The sequence below is a fragment of the Actinokineospora enzanensis DSM 44649 genome (assembly GCF_000374445.1).
GTDB classification, from domain to species: domain Bacteria; phylum Actinomycetota; class Actinomycetes; order Mycobacteriales; family Pseudonocardiaceae; genus Actinokineospora; species Actinokineospora enzanensis.
Genome location: NZ_KB894412.1, coordinates 63,020 through 84,376 on the forward strand (window position 1 = coordinate 63,020; position 21,357 = coordinate 84,376).

The 21,357-nt window shown below is 71.5% G+C and carries 14 protein-coding genes; 9 read left to right on the forward strand and 5 right to left on the reverse strand.

Features of this window, described 5'->3' with window-relative positions:
- Nucleotides 1–67: 67 nt before the first annotated feature.
- From C503_RS0114415 to C503_RS39345, 6 genes are all read left to right on the forward strand, one after another.
- Complete coding sequence (locus tag C503_RS0114415) at nucleotides 68–1,528, forward strand: benzaldehyde dehydrogenase (protein ID WP_018682919.1); 1,461 nt, start codon at nucleotides 68–70, stop codon at nucleotides 1,526–1,528.
- Nucleotides 1,529–1,762: 234 nt separating this feature from the next.
- The gene (locus tag C503_RS39335; protein WP_018682920.1) at nucleotides 1,763–2,635 is read left to right on the forward strand and encodes a 5'-methylthioadenosine/S-adenosylhomocysteine nucleosidase family protein; all 873 of its coding nucleotides are present in this window, start codon (nucleotides 1,763–1,765) and stop codon (nucleotides 2,633–2,635) included.
- A complete protein-coding gene (locus C503_RS39340; RefSeq protein ID WP_018682921.1) occupies nucleotides 2,632–4,794 on the forward strand; it encodes a hypothetical protein in 2,163 nt (720 codons plus the stop codon). Before C503_RS39335 ends, C503_RS39340 begins: the two co-directional genes overlap by 4 nt.
- Before the next feature lie 52 nt (nucleotides 4,795–4,846).
- Nucleotides 4,847–5,563 (forward strand): NUDIX hydrolase, encoded by a 717-nt coding sequence (locus C503_RS0114430; protein WP_018682922.1) that lies wholly within the window; start codon nucleotides 4,847–4,849, stop codon nucleotides 5,561–5,563.
- Nucleotides 5,564–5,668: 105 nt separating this feature from the next.
- Complete coding sequence (locus C503_RS0114435; protein ID WP_026316313.1) at nucleotides 5,669–6,487, forward strand: NAD(P)H-binding protein; 819 nt, start codon at nucleotides 5,669–5,671, stop codon at nucleotides 6,485–6,487.
- A 230-nt stretch (nucleotides 6,488–6,717) separates the two neighbouring features.
- Complete coding sequence (locus C503_RS39345) at nucleotides 6,718–11,121, forward strand: molybdopterin cofactor-binding domain-containing protein (protein ID WP_018682924.1); 4,404 nt, start codon at nucleotides 6,718–6,720, stop codon at nucleotides 11,119–11,121.
- Nucleotides 11,122–11,677: 556 nt separating this feature from the next.
- On the opposite strand, the gene C503_RS39350 is transcribed toward C503_RS39345, so the two are convergent.
- On the reverse strand, nucleotides 11,678–11,821 hold the full coding sequence (locus C503_RS39350; protein WP_156893213.1) for a hypothetical protein: 144 nt from the start codon (nucleotides 11,819–11,821) through the stop codon (nucleotides 11,678–11,680).
- 103 nt (nucleotides 11,822–11,924) lie between these two features.
- The gene (locus C503_RS0114445; RefSeq protein WP_018682926.1) at nucleotides 11,925–12,794 is read right to left on the reverse strand and encodes an NAD(P)-dependent oxidoreductase; all 870 of its coding nucleotides are present in this window, start codon (nucleotides 12,792–12,794) and stop codon (nucleotides 11,925–11,927) included.
- 69 nt (nucleotides 12,795–12,863) lie between these two features.
- Between C503_RS0114445 and C503_RS0114450 the strand changes: the two genes are divergently transcribed.
- Complete coding sequence (locus C503_RS0114450; protein WP_018682927.1) at nucleotides 12,864–13,217, forward strand: MerR family transcriptional regulator; 354 nt, start codon at nucleotides 12,864–12,866, stop codon at nucleotides 13,215–13,217.
- On the opposite strand, the gene C503_RS0114455 is transcribed toward C503_RS0114450, so the two are convergent.
- Both C503_RS0114455 and C503_RS39355 read right to left on the reverse strand, forming a co-directional pair.
- Nucleotides 13,214–13,876 carry an HAD family hydrolase gene (locus C503_RS0114455; protein ID WP_018682928.1) on the reverse strand — a complete coding sequence of 221 codons (663 nt, stop codon included), beginning with the start codon at nucleotides 13,874–13,876 and terminating at the stop codon, nucleotides 13,214–13,216. The genes C503_RS0114450 and C503_RS0114455 overlap by 4 nt on opposite strands.
- A complete protein-coding gene (locus tag C503_RS39355; RefSeq protein ID WP_156893214.1) occupies nucleotides 13,873–14,994 on the reverse strand; it encodes an ROK family transcriptional regulator in 1,122 nt (373 codons plus the stop codon). The genes C503_RS0114455 and C503_RS39355 overlap by 4 nt, the downstream gene beginning before the upstream one ends.
- Nucleotides 14,995–15,069: 75 nt before the next feature.
- On the opposite strand from C503_RS39355, the gene C503_RS39360 reads away from it, so the two are divergent.
- Entirely contained in the window at nucleotides 15,070–16,206 is a 1,137-nt protein-coding gene (locus tag C503_RS39360; protein ID WP_018682930.1) for an MFS transporter, read from the forward strand.
- On the opposite strand, the gene C503_RS0114470 is transcribed toward C503_RS39360, so the two are convergent.
- A complete protein-coding gene (locus C503_RS0114470) occupies nucleotides 16,154–18,811 on the reverse strand; it encodes a SpoIIE family protein phosphatase (protein ID WP_018682931.1) in 2,658 nt (885 codons plus the stop codon). The two genes, C503_RS39360 and C503_RS0114470, sit on opposite strands and share 53 nt — an antisense overlap.
- 414 nt (nucleotides 18,812–19,225) lie before the next feature.
- Between C503_RS0114470 and C503_RS0114475 the strand changes: the two genes are divergently transcribed.
- Nucleotides 19,226–21,313, forward strand: coding sequence for a M4 family metallopeptidase (locus tag C503_RS0114475; RefSeq protein ID WP_018682932.1), 2,088 nt, complete (start codon nucleotides 19,226–19,228; stop codon nucleotides 21,311–21,313).
- Nucleotides 21,314–21,357 lie beyond the last annotated feature (44 nt).

Genomic DNA, 21,357 nt, shown 5'->3' on the forward strand with positions numbered 1-21,357 from the left:
GGGTGGTCGAGGGCGGCGCGACGGGGCAGGCTCGTGGGTGCTCTTCGCCGGACGAAGGAGACGGAAGATGGCACTACTCGCCGACGGCGCGTGGCACGGCAAGATCTGGACCGGGTCCTGGACCGACGGGGGTGGCGGCGGATACCAGGCCGTCGAGCCCGCCACCGGGCAGCAGCTCGGCGAGGTCGGCCGGGCCACGCCCGCGGACGTGCGGGCGGCGGCCGAGCGGGCGGGCGCGGCCCAGCGGGCCTGGGCGACGGCCCCGCACGAGCAGCGCGCGGCGGTGCTGCGGCGGGCGGGCGACCTGCTGACCGAGCACGCCGAGGAGATCAAGGACTGGCTCGCGCGCGAGTCGGGCGCGATCCGGCCGTTCGGCGACTTCCAGGTCGGCACCAGCGCCCAGGAGTGCTACGAGGCGTCCGCGCTGCCGTCGCACCCGTACGGGGAGCTGCTGCGCACCGGGGCGCCCCGGCTGTCGTTCGCGCGGCGCGTCCCGGCCGGGGTGGTCGGCGTGATCGCGCCGTTCAACGTGCCGACCATCCTGGCCATCCGGGCCGTCGCGCCCGCGCTGGCCCTGGGCAACGCGGTGCTGCTGAAGCCGGACCCGCGCACGGCGGTGTCCGGCGGCATGATGTTCGCCCGGATCTTCGCGGAGGCGGGCCTGCCCGAGGGCCTGCTCCAGGTGCTGCCCGGCGGCGCGGACGTGGGCGAGGCGCTGGTGACCGACCCGGCGGTGCGGATCATCGCGTTCACCGGCTCCACACGCGCGGGTCGCGCGGTGGGCTCGCTGGCGGGTCAGCACCTCAAGCGCGCCCACCTGGAGCTGGGCGGCAACTCGGCGCTGATCGTCCTGCCCGATGTGGACGTCGTGGGCGCCGCCTCGGTCGGTGCGTGGGGCACGTTCACCCACTCCGGCCAGATCTGCATGGCCACCAGCAGGCACCTGGTGCACGAGTCGATCGCCGAGGAGTACACGGCGGTGCTGGCGGAGAAGGTGGCGAACCTGCCGGTCGGCGACCCGTTCCGGGACCAGGTCGCGCTCGGCCCGCTGATCGACGCGGGCCAGCGCGACCGCGTGCACGGCCTGGTGACGGCCAGTGTGGAGGGCGGCGCGACGATCCGCACCGGCGGCACCTACGAGGACCTGTTCTACCGACCCACCGTGCTGGGCGACGTGCCGGTGACCGCCCCCGCCTACCAGGACGAGATCTTCGGCCCGGTCGCCCCGGTGACCCCGTTCTCCTCGCTGGACGAGGTCGCGGCGCTGGCCGCCGATACCGAGTACGGCCTCTCTCTGGGGATCCTCACCCGTGATGTCTACGCGGGACTCGCGCTCGCCGAGCGCATCCCCACCGGTCTCGTGCACATCAACGACCAGACCGTCAACGACGAGGCGACCGCCCCCTTCGGCGGCGTCGGTTCGTCCGGCACCGGCTCCCGGCACGGCGGCCCGCAGGCCAACATCGAGGCGTTCACCGAGACCCAGTGGGTCACGCTGCGCGGGGATCTGCCCGCCTACCCGTTCTGATCCCGTCACCCACAAGGGCCGCCATCCACTCGGATGGCGGCCCTTGTCGCGTTTTTGTCCACTCGACATTTGGCTGCCCACAAGGGAAAACCTCTAATAGTCAGATTGACACTAAGAGAACCGCCCCGCTACCGTCGGCAACCGCACGGCGCCCGCGGGGGACCTGCCCGGGTGCCGCGCCGACACTCCTCCGACCTGAGAGGGCGGATCCATGACCCGGCACAGGGGGCGACCATGATCGCGATACTGACGGCGTTGCAGAGCGAGTACCAGGCGGTCCGCGAACACCTCGTGGACGTGCGGACCGACACCCACCCGAAGGGCACGGTGTTCGAGGTGGGCACCCTGACCGGCCGACCAGGGCGCCGGGTCGCGGTGACCGTGGGCGGCATGGGCAACCTGAGCGCGGCCACGCTCACCGAGCGGATCATCACCCACCTGCGCCCCGCCGCGGTCATGTTCGTGGGCATCGCGGGCGGCCTGCGCGACTGGATGGAACTGGGCGACGTCGTCGTGGCCACGCGCGTGTACGCCGCGTACGGCGGCCGCTCCGACACGGAGGGCTTCTCCTCGCGGCCCCGCGCGTTCGACGCCGCGCACGGTCCCGAACAGGCGGCCCGCGGCCTCGCCCGCGGCACCGAGTGGCGCGCGGGCCTCCAGGGCGAGCCCGCGGTCCACTTCGCGCCCATCGTGTCGGGCGACGTCGTGCTGGACGCCCGCGACTCCGAACACGCCCGGCACCTGCGCCAGCACTACAACGACGCGGTGGCGGTCGAGATGGAGAGCGCCGGGTTCGCCCAGTCCGTACACCTCAACGAGGTCGCGGCCCTGGTCGTGCGCGGCATCAGCGACCACGCGGGCGGCGACAAGCGCGCGACCGACGGCAAGGGCTGGCAGGACGTGGCCGCCCGCAACGCCGCCGCCTTCGCCGTCGCGGTGGCCGCGGCAGTGGAGGATCCGTCGGACGACGCAGACGCGGACACACAAGCCGCCACCGAGAAGCACCCGGTGGTGCACAACACCGCGAGCGGCAACAGCCGGGTCGGGCAACAGTTCGGCGTGGTCAGCGGCGGCGTCACGATCACGAACGGGGGCGGCGACCGATGAACGTGGAGAACACGGCCACCGACAACGCCCACGTCGAAGCGCAGTTCGGCGTTGTCAACGGTGATGCCACGGTCCACAGCCACGACAACACCTACTACATCAACCCGACCGACCCCCCCGAGCGGCGGTTGGAGGTGGCGGTCAACCACCTGCGCGGCCGCAGCTCCGCCCGGTTCGCGGAACAGATCCTGGCCGATCTGGTCCGCGAGGGATACGGGAATACCAAGACCCACTACTACTACGCGCTGGCACTGCTCAGCGGACGCTCCATGAACGAACTCGACGACAAGGTGCACGACGCCTACACCACGTGCCTGCGCCAGGCCCGCGAGTCCACGCCGGACCAGTGGCGCGACGCCCTCGACGTGGTGGCGCTGCTGCTCGACGGGGCCTTCACGCAGGGTCTCGACCGCGAGCGGGACGACCGGTTCGTCGCGGCGCTGCCCGCCACCTTCGGCAGGCTCCCCGGCGAGCGCAAGACCGAGATCACCACGCACCTGGAGCTGCTGCTGGGCGGCGTGGTGCAGGACCACCTGGCGGCGGAGGAGATCCAGCGGGTCGCCGCCGAGCGGATGTCCGGCGACCGGCGCGGTCGCGCGTGGATGTTCTTCGAGGCCGTGCCCGCTCCCCCGCGCGCGGGTGAGCCCGCTCGCATCCTGGTGCCGCGAGAGACCCGGACACGGGCCGCGCTCGGCGGTGTCGCGGTGTTGGTCGGGATCGTGATCGCGTTGTCGGGTGCGCGGAACCTCGCGCTCTCGCTGGCTTCGCTCATCCTGGTCTCGGTGGCGTTGGCGGTGATCGTGCGGACCGGATACGACCTGGCGTTGTCAGCCCGACGGCGGCGGGACATGGACCGCGAGTACGGGTTCGCCGAGCCGCTGCGCCCGGTGTCGCCGGGGCACTGGGTGCGCACCGACTTCGTCGAGGGCGTGCACGACCTGGTCGACAAGCGCTTCCGGGACGTGCAGCGGCGGTTCCCGGACCTGCTGCCGAACGCCGTTGGCGACTGGCCGACGGACACGGCGGGCATCCGCAACACGCTCAAGCGGCGGTTCGTCGACCGCTACGGGAACTCCCGCGTCACCCCGGCGGAGATCAACTGGTTGATCCGCTGGCACGCCCGCCAGGTCGGCGCGCAGTGGCGCGAGGGCAAGCTGTTCGCGTACCAGGTCACGCTGGCGACACCGCCTCGTACGATCACACTGTTCCGCGCGGGTATCGCGGTGGGCGCGATCAGCGTGATCGGGTTGATGGTGAGTGGCGCGCTTGCCGCACTGGGTGGGATCGTGCTCGCGGCCGGTGCGTTCTTCGCAGTGCGGGACACAACCACGATACGGGTGGCCAGACAGCGCGACCTGGACGAGAAGCAGCGCGAAGTCCGTCTCTTCGAACAGGAGGAACGCGAGTTCCGGCGGTGGGTGGCGTTCCTGGAGCAGCGACCCACTGACGAGGAGATGGCGCAGTGGCTCGAACTCGACCGTGCCTACCTGCGCGCGACCGCCGTGCAGCGCTACGGGCTGAGCAGTCGTGACCTGTTCAACAGCGTGGTCGTGGCCAAGGGAGCGCCGAAGGCGCGCCGGGCCCGCGTGATCTACGGCCCGGAGCGGTACACCATGTACGAGGTCATGATCTTCCTGCTGACCGACAGCGGGGTCCGGTTCGTCCAGGTGCGACTGAACTTCCTCAACGGCGTGTGCCGCAACGAGGAGCGCAGCGTCTTCCACTACGACAAGGTGGCCTCCGCGCGGATCGCGGAACAGGGCGTGCGCGCCGACGACCCGGCGAGCGCCGAACCGCCGCAACCGGACTCCGGTCTCACCTCGGACGTGGTGGAGCTGGCGGCCGTGACCAGGGGCCTGCGCGGTCGGGAGTTCCGGCTGACCCTGGTCAGCGGTGTGGACGTGGCGGTGTTCCGGGAGGAGTTCGGCGAGCAGTCCGGATCTGTCGCCGAGAACGCGGAATACCTGCAGCGGCTGGCGCTCGACACCGCCGGGGTCACCGGGGCGCTGCACATCCTGGAGTCCGTGGCGGCCGACGGTCGCGACTGGATCGACCGGGAGAAGCAGCGGCGACGGCGACGGTCCCGGGAATGGGCGCACACCGACCCGGCGGCGCAGGCGTTCACCCCGACGGGCCGGTCCTCCGGCAACGCGAACTGACCGAGGCCAGACCGTAGGTGTCAGATCGACAATCAGGGATACTCTCGCCCACGTGAGCCCAGCGCACCGGAGTCGACTGCTGACGCATATCACCGCCGACCTGGTGGTCCTCACCATCCGGTCCGGGCAGTTGCACGTGTTGGTGGTGGAGCGGGACAACGAGCCGTTCGCCGGGCAGCTCGCGCTGCCCGGCGGGTTCCTGCGCGGGGACGAGACCCTCGACCGGACCGCCGCCCGCGAGCTGCGGGAGGAGACCGGCATGGATCCGGGCTCCCTGCACCTGGAGCAGGTCGGTGTGTACTCCGATCCGGACCGCGATCCGCGGGTGCGGCGGGTAATCACCTGTTCCTACCTGGCGATCGCGCCGAACCTGCCGGTGCCGACAGCGGGATCGGACGCGCGGGAGGCGCGGTGGGTGACGGTGGCGCGGTTGCTCGCGCCGCGGGCCCGGTTGGCGTTCGACCACAAGCGGATCCTGGCCGACGCGGTGGAGCGGGCGCGGGAGAAGCTGCAGTTCAGCACGGTCGCGACGGCGTTCTGCGACGCGGAGTTCACCATCGGCGACCTGCGCGAGGTGTACGAGGCGGTGTGGGGGGTGGAGCTGGACAGGCCCAACTTCCACCGGAAGGTCACCGATGCTGACGGGTTCGTGGTGAGTACCGGACGTAAACGGACATCGGCGGGTGGCAGGCCCGCATCGCTCTACCGGGCCGGGGACGCGGAAACCATATCCCCGCCGATGATGCGCACGCCGCGCGCGCGGAAGTGACACAAACCCCTGTGCGTAAATTCCGTTGGGTGTATAGCTTCGGGTACAGGGGTCTGCCCTGTCTGGGGGCCACTCTGGGGCTACATCGTCTGAAGGGAATCAGTCATGCGTGTTCTCGTCACCGGCGCAACCGGCACGGTGGGTCGGCATGTCGTCGAAGGTCTCGTGTCTGCGGGGGTTGATGTACGGGCGTTGACGCGGCGGCCGGAGCAGGCAGGGTTGCCTGACGGTGTCGACGTCGTCGCGGGGGATCTCACGCAGCCGGATGCCGCGTTGTTTGCCGGAATCGACCGGATGTACATGTTCCCGGCAGGGGACACGCGCGTGGTCTTGGACCTGGCGCGGCAGGCCGGTGTGCGGCGGGTCGTCGTCCTGTCCTCGCTTTCCGCTGCCGATCCGAGTGACTGGGGCGGTAAGCGCCACCGGGATGTGGAGGTCGCGGCCGAGGAGTCCGGGCTGGAGTGGACGCATCTGCGGCCCGGCATGTTCACGGCCAACCTGTCGGAGTGGGGCGAGTCGATCCGCACCGAGGGTGTTGCCCGCGCTCCCTACGCCGCGTTGACCCTGGCACCGGTCCACCAGCGGGACATCGCGGAGGTCGCGGTGCAGGCGTTGCTGACCGATGAGCTTGTCGGCAGGACACTGCGGCTGACCGGGCCGGAACCGCTCAGCAGGCCCGAGCAGGCGGCGGCGATCGGGCGCGGTATCGGCCGGGAGGTACGGTTCGAGGAGCTGACGCCGGAGCAGTGGCGGGCGTCGCTGCCCGACCAGTTCCCGGCCGCGGTCTCGGACTGGCTGCTCAACCTGTGGGCAGGCGCGGTGGACACGCCGGAGGTGCCGGAGCCGACGGTGCCGGACGTGCTGGGCAAGCCCGCGCGGACGGTCGAGGAGTGGGCGCGGGAGCACGCCGACCTGTTCCGGTGATCGTTTCCGGCCACGAAGGGGTGACGGTGTGATTCCTACGATCGGTACCGCGCGGGGCCTTCAGGCCGGGTGATTCCCGCGCGAGCTGATCGTCCGTGAGCACATCCTCCCGATCACCGTCGCCCCGCCGGGCTACCGATCATCCAACCTGTCACGTCCCGTACCCGTACAACCGTTGCGGCACAAGAAGGTCGTGGCACAAGATCCGGCGCGGACCTACCTTGGCTTTCGTGACCGACAGCGTGACCTTCCACCTCAACGGCAGGCCGGTGACCATCACCGACCCGTCGCCCGACCTGCTGCTCATCGACTATCTGCGCGCCCCCGGCGTGGCGCTCACCGGCGCCAAACCGGCCTGCGGGCAGGGCGGCTGCGGCGCCTGCGCGGTGCTGCTGTCCAGTTGGGACGCTCAGGCCGAACGGGCCGTGCACCGGACGGTCAACGCCTGCCTGCGCCCGGTGTGCGCGCTGGACGGGATGGCGGTCACCACGATCGAGGGCACCGGCACGCCCACGCGGCCCGCCCCGGAACACCTGGTGCACCACAGCGCCTGTGCGCGCGGCGGCGCCCCGGCCGCGCACGCCACGCCGTCGGAGATCGCCGCCGCGCGGGCGTCGGCGGCGGCCCGGCAGGCGGCGGCCGAGGACGTCGCGCTCGCCGCGGGCGCGCCGGAGGACCCGCCGCCCGGGATGAACCCGGTCGCCTACCGGCTGGCCATGAACAACGGCACCCGGTGCGGGTACTGCGCGCCCGGGTTCGTGATGACCATGTGCGGCCTGCTGGAGGACGACCCGGAGCCGAGCAAGCGCGCGATCGAGGACGCCTTCGACGGCAACCTCTGCCGCTGCACCGGCTACCGGTCGATCCTCACCGGGATGAAGACCTTCGCGGGCGACTGGGCGGAGATCGACGAGCAGGAGCGGCAGGCCTGCGTCGGCGAGCAGGCGCTGGCGGCGGTCGTGCCCGGCCCGCTGCCCGACCTGGGGCCGCCCGCCGCGGCCCGGGTGCCGCCATCCCCGGTGGAGATCTTCACCGAGGGCAAGGTGTGGCTGCGGCCGACCGCCCTCGCCGACGTCGGCGCCATCCTGCGCGAGTACCAGGGCCGTCAGGTGCGCCTGGTGCACGGCAACACCTCCTACGGCGTGTACCCGACGGAGGTGCGCGCGGCGGAGGTGCTGGTCGACATCCAGGCCGTGCCCGAGCTGGTCGGCGTCGAGACGGGCGCGGAGTGGATCGATGTGGGCGCGGCCACCACCTACCGCGAGCTGATCTCCGTCCTGACCGGGCTCGACCAGGCGGAGGACACGGCGGTCGGCGCGCTGCTGCTGATGGCGCGGCGCACGGCGGGCGCTCTCGTCCGCAACTCCGCCACGCTGGCGGGCAACACGATGCTGGTGCTGCAGCACATCCGGCGGGACGAACCGTTCCCGTCCGACCTGATGACCGCGCTGGTGGCGATCGGCGCGGAGATCACCGTGTGGCAGCCGTTGCTGGGCGAGGAGTCCGCCCGGCTGCCGATCGGCGAGCTGGTCGACCGGGTGGTCGACGACCCGGTGCTGCTGGAGGGGCTGGTGCTGCGCACCTACCACCTGCCGGTACTGCCGCCGACGGTGAAGGTGTTCGCGCAGAAGGTGGCGCTGCGGGAGGTCAACGCGCATTCGCTGGTCAACGCGACCACGGTGGTGCAGCTGGACGGGACCACGGTGGTGGACACGGCGGTCGTGTTCGGCGGCATCGCTCCCTATCCGTGGCACGCGCGGGCCACGGAGGCGGCGTTGCGTGGGTCGGCGCTGGATCTGGACGGGTTCGACAAGCCCGCTGCCGTCCTGGAGGAGGAGGTCCGCGCGGAACTCGACCGGTGGCTGGAGCGGATGGCGGAGGTGCCCTGGGAGGGCGTCACCGACGACTACCGGGTCCGGCTGGCGGAATCATTCCTGTACAAGGCGATCGTGAACGCGCTGCTGACCGCCGAGCCGGAGGCGGTGCCGCCGGGGATCCGGTCGGCCGGGGTGGGCGCGTGGGGGCGGTGGCCGGTCAGCAGCGGCAGCCAGACCTACGAGGTGCAGCCGTGGAAGGCTCCCGTGTCGCAGCCGTACCTGAAGCTGGGCGCGTTCTACGAGGCCACCGGCGCGGTCCGGTACACACACGAGACGCCGGTGCCACCCACCACCGCGCACGCCGCGTTCGTGCGCAGCCTGCGTGCGCTGGCCGACTACCACTTCGTCGCGTCGGGTGCCGAGGAACCGGCGGACCGCTCGACGCTGTCGAGGCACCTGGCCGGGCGCTGTCCCGGGTTCGTGGAGCTGGTGACGCACGAGCACGTACCACCGCAGGGGATCAACCTGCAGGGCATGGGCGGCGATCAGCCGTTGCTCGCCGCGCGGCGGGTCAGCCATGTCGGGCAGGCGATCGCGGTGGTGGTCGCGGAGTCGGCGGAGTCGGCGCAGCAGATCGCCGACTACGTCACCCAGTTCTGCATCGCGTATCGGCCGGTGGAGTGGGAAGCGCCGTACGACAAGCCGGTACTGACGCTGGAGCACGCGCTGGAGGTCGGCAGCGTGTTCCCGGACCATCCGGAGTCGGCCGAGTTCACCGCGCACATCTGGCAGATCACGCGTCCCGGTAGCGATCTGCGGTGGGTGCGGGATCGGGAGCCGTCGGACCGGGAGATCACGAAGTCGTCCGCGGTGGTGTCGGGCGTCAACTGCGTGGTGGTGTCCGGCGCGCAGACCACCGGCGGGCAGGCCCATTTCTCCCTGGAGACGCAGGCCTGCGTGGTGGAACCGCTGGACGGCGACCGGTGGCGGATCGTCCCGTCCACGGTGGACCCGATGGCGGCGCACCAGACGGCGGCGATGGCGCTGGGTGTGGAGTACCACCGCATCGAGGTCGACGTGCCGCGCGTGGGCGGCGCGACCGAGCAGGCCCGGTTCGTGGTCGGCCCGGCCGTGGTCGCCGCGCACGCGGTCCGCCGCCCGCTGCGCCTGGTGCTGCCGCGCGACGGCGACACCGCGATGCTCGGCAAGCGGCACGCCTTCCACGGCCAGTACCAGATCGCCATCGACGCGACCACCGGTCTGATCCACGGCCTGGACGCCCGCCTGTGGGGCGACGGCGGCGCGTTCTACGACTGTTCGTTCGTGGCCGCCGACCGTGTACAGCTCCACGCCGACAACGCCTACCTGGTGCCCAACTCGCGGACCCAGGTCGACATCTGCCGCACCAACAAGACACCGGGCACCGCGTCCGGCGACATCCAGGGCCGGATCATCCTGGAGACCGCGATCGACGACGCCGCGTTCGCCGCGGGCATCGACCCGGCCGACGTCCGCGAACGCAACCTCTACCACCGCGGCGACGTGACCCCGTACGGCCAGGCCCTGACGCACTGCTACCTGCGCGAGGTGTGGACCTACCTGCGGGAGAAGTGCGACTACGACCGGCAGAAGATCGCCGTCGACGCGTTCAACCGCACCAACCGGTGGCGCAAGCGCGGCATCGCGATGATGCCGGTCAAGCACGGCACCGGACTGACCCAGGCCGACCAGTCGACCGCCCACGTCATCGCCTACGCGGGCGACGGCAGCGTGGTCATCCACCACGGCGGCGTCGAGTCGGGCCAGGGCCTGACGACGCGGGTCGAGCAGGTGGCGTCGTACGTGCTGGGCATCCCGTTCGACCTGATCCACGTCAACGGCCCGAGCACCAGTCTCAGCACCGGCACCCACCACAGCGTCGAGGCGGTGAAACAGGCCTGCGAACGGCTCCGCGCGCGCCTGACCGAGTTCGGCAACCGCATGCTCAAGGACAACGGTCCGGAGTGGTGCGCCCGCCAACAGATCGACTTCTGGAACCACCCCGAACACGGCTGGGCCACCAGCGTCCCCGGCCCCGGCGACACCCACCGGCTGATCTGGCAGAACCTGGTCCAGGTCGCCCACCGGCTGCGCGAGGACCTCACGGTCTCGCACACGGCCCGGATCCCGGGCGGCGAGATCCCGCTGCCCGCGCCCACCGTCAAACCCATGGCCGACCAGCACGACATCCCCGGCATCACCGTCGCCAGGGACGCCCGGGTCGACAGCCGCGTGGACACGTTCCACGACTTCACCTACTCGGCCGCGTGCTCCGTCGTCGAGGTCGACATCCTCACCGGCGAGACCAAGGTCCTCCGCTCCGACCTCGTCTTCGACGTCGGCTGGAGCCTCAACCCGGCCCTGGACATCGGCCAGGTGGAGGGCGGGTTCGTGCAGGGCATCGGCCACGTCCTGACCGAACAGCTGGTGCACCAACCGGACGGCCCCGAGACCGGCCGCCTCAACACCACGAACACCTGGCGCTACCAGCCACCCGCCGTCCCCACGATCCCACTCCGCCTCAACACCCACCTGTTCCCCCGCGACCTCGCCGCTCTCCCGGACGACTCCCTGTCCACAAAGGAGATCGGCGAGGCCCCCATGACCCTGGCCACCACGGTCTTCCTGGCCGTCAAGTCCGCCATCCGCTCGTCCCGGCTGGAACGCGGCCTGGACGGCCTGTTCCCGCTCGACGCCCCCGCCACCGTCCAGGAAGTCCGCCAAGCCGCCGCCGTCACCCTCACACCGCCCCCTGCCCCTGCCGAACCCGAAGAGTGACGAGCGGTTCACCCCATCAGGCGCTGTGGACAGGGAACTTTCCCGGGCGTGTCGTTCGTTGCGAGTAAAGAGGTGGGGGCGAGCGGGAAGCAAACGCCAGGCAGGTGGCCGGTCAAGCCAGGTAGGCAGCCAGGGCAGGTAGCCAGTCAAGTCAGGCCAGGCAGACGGCCAACCAGGCCAAACGGCCAGTCAGGCCAGGTGAGCAGCCAGGCGGCGAGTCGGCATAGCGCATCCGGCGCTTGGCGGACTGGCTCAGCGGCAGAGAGTGGCTTCGAGAAGGCCCGCTGGAGCGGGCACCGGCGGATCAGGTGTCGACGCGGGTGTGCCGCCTCGCGCCCGCCTGCGCGCGCCCATGGGGCCCCGCCGATCCGCCTGCCCGGAGGGAATCCGGGACGGGCTCAGGTGATCGAAAGCCCATCGCGTGCGGGCCCACTGCGTGTCCAGCGTGGTCCGCGACACGCGCCCGATGCGATCGTGGGCCAGGGCTCCGGGGCGAGAACCGCGTGGGATCGCAGGCCGGGGAAAGTCTGCGGCGGGTTCGCCGCTCGATTGTCCACTATGGAGTCGTGGCGCATTGGCCTGCGGTGTGGGTGCCGGGGAGGCGGGTGCAGCGGCACTCGCAGAGGTCGTTGTATTCGGCCTCGTCGATCGGGCGGGTGTGGCGGGTCGGGGTGGGGTGGGTGGCGGTTTGGGTGGTCATGGGCATGGCGAACTCCGGTTTCGCAATGCGGTGCAGGTTGTGCGCAGGACGTACCACCGGTCATTCGATCTCAACCGTCGACGCTCCACTGGGGGGATTTTGCTTATGTGGCAACGTTTTCTGACACGAAGTCGACCAGGCGGGTGATGCCGTCGGTGGCGGCTCCGGCGGTGATGGCTCGGGATGTCAGTGCTGCGGCGCCCGCCAGGATCGTCGTGTCGAGGTCGTGGGATCGGGCGGCGTCGAGGACGTGGGAGATGCCGGTGGCGGCCGAGGTGATCGACGAGATGTCGCTGGGGTGGGTGCCCCGGGTGAGGTTGTGGACGAGGTTGGCCGTGGTGGGGGCCAGCAGGGAGCCGATGCCGGTGGCGAACGGGGCCAGGTCGGCTGGGGTGATGCCTTCGGCGCGGGCCAGGGCGAAGGCGTGTACGAGGCCCGCGATCGAGGTCCAGAACAGGTCGAGGAGGGCGACGTCGTAGGCGGCGGCGCGGCCCGGGTCGGGGCCCAGGTAGGTGGGTTTGCCCAGGCAGGACAGCACCGGTTCCTGGGCGCGGTAGAGGTCTTCCTGGCCGCTGAGCAGGATGACCGCGTCGGGGCCGCCGATGGTGGGGGTCGGACTCAGGATGGTGCCGTCGAGGTAGGCGACGTCGTGGGCGGCTGCCCAGGTTGCCATGGCGCGGGCGCGGTCGGGGGTGTCCGAGGTGAGGTTGACCAGGGTTCGGCCTGCCAGCGCGGCGGTCGCGGGTTCCAGGATGGAGTGCACCGCGGCGTAGTCGAGAACGCTGGTGATTACCAGGTCGCTGGCTGATACCGCTTCCGTGACGGTCGGGGCGCGGGTGGCGCCGCGGGCGACGACGTCCTCTCCCTTGCCGGGGGTGCGGTTCCATACCGTCGTGGGCTGGTCGGCGGCCAGGAATGCCGTCGCGATCGCCTGGCCCATCGGGCCGAGGCCGAGGATCGTGGTGGTTGTCATGGGGGCACGGTAAACATTCACGTCGGCGTGAGGGTCAAGGCGAAGGCGACAGGCCGTGAGGGAGGACACATGCGGATCGGGGAGTTGGCGCGGCGTACCGGGGTCAGTGAGCGGGCGTTGCGGTACTACGAGGAGCAGGGGTTGTTGCAGCCCGCGCGGACCGCGGGTGGTTATCGGGTGTTCACCGCGGCGGATGTCGAGCGTGTGCGGCATGTGCGGTTGTTGTTGGCGGCGGGGTTGTCCACGGCGTTGATCGCGGAGATGTTGCCGTGCATGGTTCCCGCGGCGGATGTGTTGGCGCCGGGGTGTCCGGAGTTGGTGCCGTACATGAACCGCGAACGCGACCGGATCACCGCGTCCATCGAGGAGCTCACCACCGCCCGCGACCTACTCGACCGCATGATCGCAGCCACGCCGGTCTAGAGGCGCAGCGGGCTGGGGAGGCCGGAGAGGTGGTGGGTGCCATCGGCGGTGGACAAAGTCAGGTGGGTGAAGTCGGGGACGGTGTGCAGTGCGCCTTCGCGGATCAAGTCCGGATCCCCGATACCCACACATCGGGCTCCCGCCGCCACTGCCGCGCGTACGCCGCTGTGGGAGTCCTCGAAGACGACCGCGTGCTCGGGCGGCACACCCAGTAGCTCGCACGCCTTCAGGTACGGCTCGGGGTGGGGTTTGCCCTTGGTCACGTCCTCGCGCGTCACCGTACGCGTGAAAGGGTTGTCCAGTAACGACTTCACGCGCGCGACCTTCTCCGCGCCGCTCCCGGTCACGAGAGCGACAGGGATGCCCCGCTCCACCAACGCGTCCAGCATGGCGCGCGCGCCGGGGATGAACGTGAAGTCTGTGCGGGCCTCGATCTCGCCTGCTTCCACCCAGATCGCGGCGCGCTTGTCGGCGGTGTGGTCCGGGAAGAGGGCGGCGACGGTGTGGTCGCCGAGGCGGCCGTGGACGTGCTCGTGGATGTCGCGCTCGGTCAGTTCCCGCCCCGCGTACCTGGCCAGCACCTCCGCCCAGGAGGCCTCGATGGCGGCGCGCGAGTCGATGATGACGCCGTCGAGGTCGAACAGCACGGCCGTGGTCATGGGGTTCCTCCGGGGGTGCGCGGGTGGGCCAGGTAGGGGTCGAAGGCGAGCTCGGCGGCGCCGACCAGTACCGAGTCGGCGGCCGCGCCCGCGACGACCTCGGTGTCGTCGGTGCGGGCGACCACGGACCTGGCCAGGTGGGCGTGTACGCGCTGGGCCGCCAGGCGGTGCAGGTCGCCGAGGACGCCCGCGAGGACGACGCGGGCCGGGACGACGATGTTGACCAGGCTGGCCAGGCCGGAGCCGAGGTGGTCGGCGGCGGTGTCGACGGCGTACCGGGCGCGTGGGTCGCCCAGTTCGGCGCGGGCGAACACGTCGGCGAGGTCGGTCGCGGCGGCCTCGCGGAGCACGGCGCGGGCGTCGGCGTACATCTCCAGGCAGCCGCGTTGGCCGCAGGGGCAGTCGAGGCCGTGCGGGTCGATGGACAGGTGGCCGGCCTCCAGGACGTGGTGGGTGGTGCCGTCGGTGATCAGGGCGCCGCCGATGCCGGTGTGCTCGCAGGCGAGCACGAGCACCGTGCCGGGGTGTCGTCCGGCGCCCCGGCGGTACTCGGCGAGGGCGGTGAGGCCGGAGTCGTTCTCCAGGCGGACGGGCAGGTCGGGGGGCAGGTGTTCGCGGAGGATCTGTTCGGCGGGGACGCGGTCCCAGCCGAAGTGCACGGCGTTGCGGACGACGCCGCCCGGTCTGGTCATGCCCGCGAGCCCGACCGCGACGCCCACGCACGGCCGTCCGGTGGCGTCGACGGCTGCCGCGATGTGTGTGGCCACGTCTGTGAGGGCGGCCTGTGGCGCGGCGCCCACGCGGTGGCTCGTCCGGCTCACGACGCGCGCGCCGAGTCCGACCACGGCGATGTCGACGCGCCGGGGCCGCAGGTGGGCGGCGATCACGACCGGGCCGCGCGGGGCGAGCGCGAGTAGCGGTGACGGTCTGCCCCGGCCTGCGGGCGGGCCCTGCTCGGTGCTGAGCACGCCACGTTCGGTGAGCCAGGCGGCGGCCTCGCCGACCGCCGTGCGGGTGAGCCCGAGCCGGGTGGTCGCGGTGGCGCGGTTCATCGGTCCGGACTCGTGCATGAGGCGCAGGAGGCGGGCGACCGCAGTCGGCCGTACGGGTCTATCCACGGGCCGCTCCTTCACTTACCGTGGGGGCGGACCCGATTTTATCCACTTGTGAGACAAAACCGCCAGGAGGCCCGGGTGCGAAGACCGCTGCTGCCCGTCATCGCGGCATTCGGGCTGTTCGTCGCGTTCGGCTTGGTCGCGGGCGGCTGGGGTGCGGCGCTGCCGTTCCTGCGCGCGCGGTTCGACCTCGGCGAGACCGGCGGCGGGTCGGTGATCAGCGCGTACAACCTGGGGGCGCTGGTGGCGATCCTGGGGTGCGGGCTGGCGGAGAGGGTACTGCCGCCGCGTCTGACGGTGGCCGCGTTGGTCAGTGTGTACGCCGGTGGTCTCGTGTGCGCGGGGTTGGCGCCGAGTTGGCCGGTGGTGTTGATCGGCGCGGTTGTCGCGGGTGCCGGGTACGGCGGTCTCGGTCTGCACTTGAACACGTCGTTCGCGCGCGGGCCTCGGGGCGTGTTGATGGTGAACCTGCTCAACGCGGCGTACGGGGTGGGCGCGATCCTCGGGCCGATGCTGGTAGCCGTCACTGCGCCGGTGGACGTGCGGTGGACCCTGTTGTCGATCGCCGCCCTGATCGCGTTGTGCCTACCGGTCATGGGCAGTGCCACCAGTCTCCCCGAGCACGACGGCGGCGGCACGGTGTCGGCGCTCCAGCTGGCGCTGCCGTTCGCGGTGGTCACGTTCCTCTACGCGGGACTGGAGACCTCGGCGGGCGCGTGGATCAGCACGCACCTGACCTGGATCGGAACGGACCCGGACGCCGCCGCGCGCTGGGCGTCGTTGTTCTGGGCGGGGCTGGCGGTCGGCCGGATCGTGCTGCCGCTGGTGGTGACCCATCCGACCCGGCTCATCCTCACCGGTTTCGCGACGGCGGTGCTCGGTCTCCTGCTCGCCACGCAGCCCTCGCTCGCGGTCGCCGGTTACATCGTGACCGGGCTGGGGCTGGCGCCGATCATCCCGACGATCCTGGCGTGGGTGGCGGGTTCGACCACCCGTGGCGGGTTCGCGAACTCGATCGTGCTGATGAGCTGCATGGCGGGCAACGTGGTGTACCCGGGCATCATGGGGGCGGCGGTGGACCCGGACTCCCCAGTCCGGATTCCCTTGCTGTTGGCCGGTTTCGCGGCGTTGGGGCTGATCGCGGCAGTGTGGGTTGCCCGGGTCAGGCCCGCACGATCCGAATCTCCAGCGCATCCCCGAACCCGGACAGCGTGAGGATCCGCGCGGGCGCGCTGCCCTCGGCGGCGGTGACCGTCAGCGGCAGGTCCGGGCGGGCGGCGGCCACGTCGAGCAGCATGGCCACCCCGGAGCTGCTCAGGTAGTCCGCGGCGGTCAGGTCGATCGCGATCCGTTCCCGCGCCACCTGCGCCAGCAGCGTCTCCCGCAGGGTCGCCGCGCCCGCCATGTCGATGGTGCCGGTGAGCCGGATGATCCGGACGGGGCCGCGCAGCGCCCGTGCGATCGGGGCGGGTGGCAGCGGCACCGGCGCGGGGATGCGGAAGTCGACCGTGGTACCCGTGGCGGACCGGTGGTAGGCGACCGCCTCGGCCAGCGCGCGGATCATGTTCACGCCCCGGCCGCGGTGGCTGTTGTCCGCCGGTTCCGGGCGCCACCGCCCACGGTCGCGGACCTGCACCTCCAGTCCGCCGTTGCCGGTGTGCGCGACCAGGACGTCGAAGTCGCCGCCGCCGTGCGGGTAGGCATGCTCGACGGCGTTGGCCGCGGCCTCGCCGAGCGCGAGGTGCAGGTCGTTGCGCAGCTCGCGGGACAGGCCGGCCTCGGTGGCCCAGGCGTCCACGGACACCCGCAGCAGGCCCAGCTCGGCCGGGGTGGCGGGCAGGCGGCGGTAGGACAGCGGCGGCGGGATGAACCGGGCGACGACCAGGGCCACGTCGTCGCCGTAGCCGTCGGCGTCGCGCAGGGCGGTGATGACGCGGCCCGCGAGCGCGTCCGGGGCGAGGTCGCCCGCGCCGCGGGTGGTCTCGGCCAAGCGGTCGAGCCCCTCGTCGATCACGACGCCGGGGCGTTCCACGAGCCCGTCGGTGTAGAGGACGACGGAGTCGCCGGGGTGCAGGATCGCGGTGCAGTCCTCGTAGCGGGCGCGGCCGGGCACGCCCAGCACGGCCCCGGCGCCGCCGGTGACGTAACGCGGTCCGTCGGCGGTCAACAACAGCGGCGGCGGGTGGCCTGCCAGTGACCACGTCAGCGCGCCGGTGGTCCAGTCGAAGGTGAGGCACGCGCAGGTACTGCCCACTGCGCCGTTGGTGCGGAACGTGAACGCGTCCAACCGTTCCAACGCACCCGCGGGGGTGTGGCCGTCGAGCAGGTAGCCCGCGAGCGCGCTGCGCAACTGCCCCATGACCGCGGCCGCGTTGGGCCCTTTGCCGACGACATCGCCCACCGACAGCGCGACGACCGTGTCCGTCAGCGGCAACACCTCATACCAGTCCCCGCCCGCGCGCGTGTGCTTCGAGGCCGGGAGGTAGCGGGCGGCGGTGGACAGGCGCGGCAGTTGCGGTAGCTCGCGCGGGAGCAGGCTGCGCTGTAGGGCGGTGGCGATCTCGTGCTCACGCCGCAGCAGCAGCTCACGTTCCTCGTCGGCGCGCACGCGGGCGGTCACGTCCCGCCCGATCGCCTGGACGCCGGTGGGGGTCGCCTGCAGGCTCAGCTCAAGGTCGACCACCCCGCCGTCGCCGCGCCGGATGTTCCACACCTCGGTGACCACGTCTCCGGCGGCCAGTCGTTTGTTCAGTGCGGCGAACCGCGGCAGTTCCTCCGGTGCGACGAACTCGTCCGCGGTGCGCCCGAGCAACTCCTCCCGGGTATATCCGAACAGTGCGCAGGCCGCCGGATTCACCTCGACATAGCGCAGCCGGTCGTCGGTTATCCAGATTCCGTCGGTCGCGCGTTGCACCAATGTCCGATATCGTTGTTCGCTTTCCCGCAATGCCCGCGCGGCGTGCGCGCGTTGCAGCGATTCCCAACAACGGTTGCCCACCACGCCGACGATCTCGACCTCCGCCGGTGTCCAGTGCCGCACGGTCGCCTGGTGCACCGCCATGGCCGCGACGAACCGGCCGGACTTCGACAACGGGACGCAGATCACCGCGCGGATGCCGGTGACCCGGTAGGCGGCCAGGTCGTCCAGCCGTGGGTCGTCGAACGCGTCCACCACCACCCACGGCTCGCCCGCGCGCATCGCGGCGCGCGCGCCCGCGCCGAACGCGGACATGGCGAACCGGCCCGGCAGCGGCGGCAGGCCGGTGGCGTGGTCGCCGCTCATCACGAAATGGTCCTCGTCCGGCTCGGCGCGGGCGTAGGCGCAGCGGTCGGCGTCGAGGTGCTCGCCGAGCCTGCGCGCGGCCAGCGCCATGATCTCCTCGGCGTCGGCCAGCGGTTGCAGCTCGCGTTCGAGCGCGCCCAGGAACCGTTCGCGCTCCTCGGCGGCGCGGCGGGCGGTGACGTCGACCAGCACGCCGCGCAGCGAGCGGGGGCTGCCGTCGTCGGCGCGGACCACGTGCACCGCGTCGTGCAGCCACAGCACCCGGCCGTCCGCGGCGACCACGCGGATGTCCAGCTCGTGATCGTCGTCGCCGGACCGCGCGCGCAGGCTCGCGGCGAGGTCGTCGGGATGCACCACGGACGCCCAGAAGCCCGGTTCCAGCCAGCGCGCGGCCGGGTAGCCCAGCAGCGCCTCGGCCTGGTCGGACACGCCGGTGACCCGCCCGGTCCCGGCGTCGGCCGCCCACAGCACCAACGGGAGCCCGGCCAGCAGCCGCGCGGCCCGCTCGTGCTCGCGCGCGTCCGGGGAGGTGCCCATGGCGCGAGCCTTCCCGCTCGGGGGCCCGCGCACAACCGGTGACCGGCCGTGCGGCCATCCGGTGGAGCCATTCATGATGCCCATAACAGGGCGTTGCCTGGCACCCCCCGGAGTCGGGCGGTTCGGAGCAATCGGACAGTCCACTTGCCCTTTTCCGCGACCGGTGCCCGAATTGGTGGATTAACACTTGCGCGGTGTGAATATCTCGATGTTCCCCGGCACCTGGCCCGGAGTTAACGTCTGAACGTCCGATCCGATGGCAACGCGAAGACGGGAGAGCCGCGAGGGAGCAAGAGGCTCGGCCGTGTACGCCATTCGGATTCGATTCACCTTCTGCGTTTCCCACCCTGCATTTTCCGCTCGTTTCGCCGCGCCCGGTCGGGCGCGGCGCGCGCGGGAAAGGAGCCAGCAATCATGAAGTCCACTCATCGCCTGCTCGCCGTGAGCGGCGCGGTGGTGTCCAGCCTGGTGGTGATCGGCACCGCGATCGCCGCCCCCGGCGCGCACCAGTCGCCCGCCGTCGCCACCCAGGCCCAGGCGCAGACCACCGCCCTGCAGGCGGCCTCCGCCCTGGTCGCCACCCGGCCCGCGGCCCTGCACGCCTCGGCCGACGACGCGTTCGTGCAGCGCGGCGTCTACGGGTCGGCGGGCACGCAGTACGTGTCCTACGACCGCACCTACAAGGGCCTGCCGGTGGTCGGCGGCGACTTCGTCGTCGTCACCGACAACGCGGGCGCGGTGAAGTACACCTCGGTCGCCCAGGAGCAGACCATCCAGGGCGTGGCCACCACCGCGAAGCTCACCCAGGCGCAGGCGGAGGCGACCGCGCGCAAGCAGCTCAAGGCGGTCAACGCCGTCGAGGGCAGCAGGCTCGTCGTGGTGTCGCTCGGCACGCCGCGGCTGGCGTGGGAGACGACCGTCAACGGCACCTCCACCGCGGGCGAGTACAGCAGGCTGTCGGTCTACACCGACGCGCTGGACGGCAAGGTGCTGCACAGCCAGGAGCACGTCACCAAGGGCAGCGGCAACTCCGCCTACAGCGGCACGGTGTCCATCGACACCACGCACTCGGGCAGCACCTACACGATGCGCGACCCGAACATCACCAACCTGTACTGCGCGGACGTCAACAGCCCGAGCTCGCCGCTGAGCAAGAGCACCGACTCGTGGGGCAACGGCCAGGCCAGCTCCAAGGAGACCGGCTGCGTTGACTCGATGTTCACCGCGCAGACCGAGAAGAAGATGCTCAGCCAGTGGCTGGGCCGCAACGGCATGGACGGCAACGGCGGCGCGTGGCCGATCCGGGTCGGCCTGAGCCAGGTCAACGCCTACTACGACGGCTCGCAGGTGCAGGTCGGCCACAACAACGCGGGCGGCTGGATCGGCTCGCTGGACGTGCTGGGCCACGAGATGGGCCACGGCATCGACGACCACACCCCGGGCGCGATCTCGCAGGGCAACACCCAGGAGTTCGTCGCGGACACCTTCGGCGCGGCCACCGAGGCCTTCGCCAACGAGTCGGCCCCCTACGACACCCCCGACTACACCGTGGGCGAGGAGGTCAACCTGGTCGGCAGCGGCCCGATCCGCAACATGTACAACCCGTCGCTGGTCAACGGCGACCCGAACTGCTACTCCAGCAGCGTCCCGAGCGCCGAGGTGCACGCGGCGGCCGGTCCCGGCAACCACTGGTTCTACCTGGTCGCCGAGGGCAGCAACCCGGGCGGCGGCAAGCCGAGCAGCCCGACCTGCAACAACTCCTCGGTGTCCGGGCTGGGCATCCAGACCGCCATCAAGATCATGTACAACGCGATGCTGATGAAGACCTCGGCCAGCTCGTACCTGAAGTACCGGGTCTGGACGCTGCAGGCGGCCAAGAACCTGTACCCCAACGACTGCACCGCGTTCAACACGGTGAAGGCCGCGTGGACCGCGGTCAGCGTCCCGGCGCAGTCGGGTGAGCCGACCTGCACCGGCGGTGGCACCACCACGCCGCCGACCAGCCCGACGACCACCAGCACCACCCCGACCACCACTCCCCCGGGCGGCTGCAGCGGCCAGAAGGTCGCCAACGGCGGCTTCGAGTCCGGTGCCACCTCGTGGACCCAGACCTCGGGCGTCATCGGCCAGTACGCGGGCCAGGGCGAGCCCGCCCACGCAGGCTCGTACGACGCGTGGCTGAACGGCTGGGGCTCGACGCACACCGACAGCGTCGCGCAGTCGGTGACGATCCCGGCGGGCTGCCGGGCCACGCTGAGCTACTACCTGCACATCGACACCGCCGAGGTGGGCGGCACGGTCTACGACAAGCTGTCGGTGACCGGCGGCGGCCAGTCCCTGGCCTCGTACTCCAACGTCGACGCGGGCAACGGCTACCAGCTGCGCACCGTCGACCTGTCCGGGCTGGCGGGCCAGACCTTCCAGCTGAAGTTCACCGGTGTGGAGGACGCCGGGGCGCAGACGTCCTTCGTCGTGGACGACGTGGCGGTGACCCTCAGCTGAGCTGAGTCCCGCGCCACACAGGACGGGAGCGGGCGGGCATCCGA

What these genes read in the sequence shown, in the direction of transcription:
- C503_RS0114415 (WP_018682919.1), top strand. Translation starts at nt 68, where the DNA reads ATGGCACTACTCGCCGACGGCGCGTGGCACGGCAAGATCTGGACCGGG.
- C503_RS39335 (WP_018682920.1), top strand. Translation starts at nt 1,763, where the DNA reads ATGATCGCGATACTGACGGCGTTGCAGAGCGAGTACCAGGCGGTCCGC.
- C503_RS39340 (WP_018682921.1), top strand. Translation starts at nt 2,632, where the DNA reads ATGAACGTGGAGAACACGGCCACCGACAACGCCCACGTCGAAGCGCAG.
- C503_RS0114435 (WP_026316313.1), top strand. Translation starts at nt 5,669, where the DNA reads ATGCGTGTTCTCGTCACCGGCGCAACCGGCACGGTGGGTCGGCATGTC.
- C503_RS39350 (WP_156893213.1), bottom strand. Translation starts at nt 11,821, where the DNA reads ATGACCACCCAAACCGCCACCCACCCCACCCCGACCCGCCACACCCGC.
- C503_RS0114445 (WP_018682926.1), bottom strand. Translation starts at nt 12,794, where the DNA reads ATGACAACCACCACGATCCTCGGCCTCGGCCCGATGGGCCAGGCGATC.
- C503_RS0114450 (WP_018682927.1), top strand. Translation starts at nt 12,864, where the DNA reads ATGCGGATCGGGGAGTTGGCGCGGCGTACCGGGGTCAGTGAGCGGGCG.
- C503_RS0114455 (WP_018682928.1), bottom strand. Translation starts at nt 13,876, where the DNA reads ATGACCACGGCCGTGCTGTTCGACCTCGACGGCGTCATCATCGACTCG.
- C503_RS0114470 (WP_018682931.1), bottom strand. Translation starts at nt 18,811, where the DNA reads ATGGGCACCTCCCCGGACGCGCGCGAGCACGAGCGGGCCGCGCGGCTG.
- C503_RS0114475 (WP_018682932.1), top strand. Translation starts at nt 19,226, where the DNA reads ATGAAGTCCACTCATCGCCTGCTCGCCGTGAGCGGCGCGGTGGTGTCC.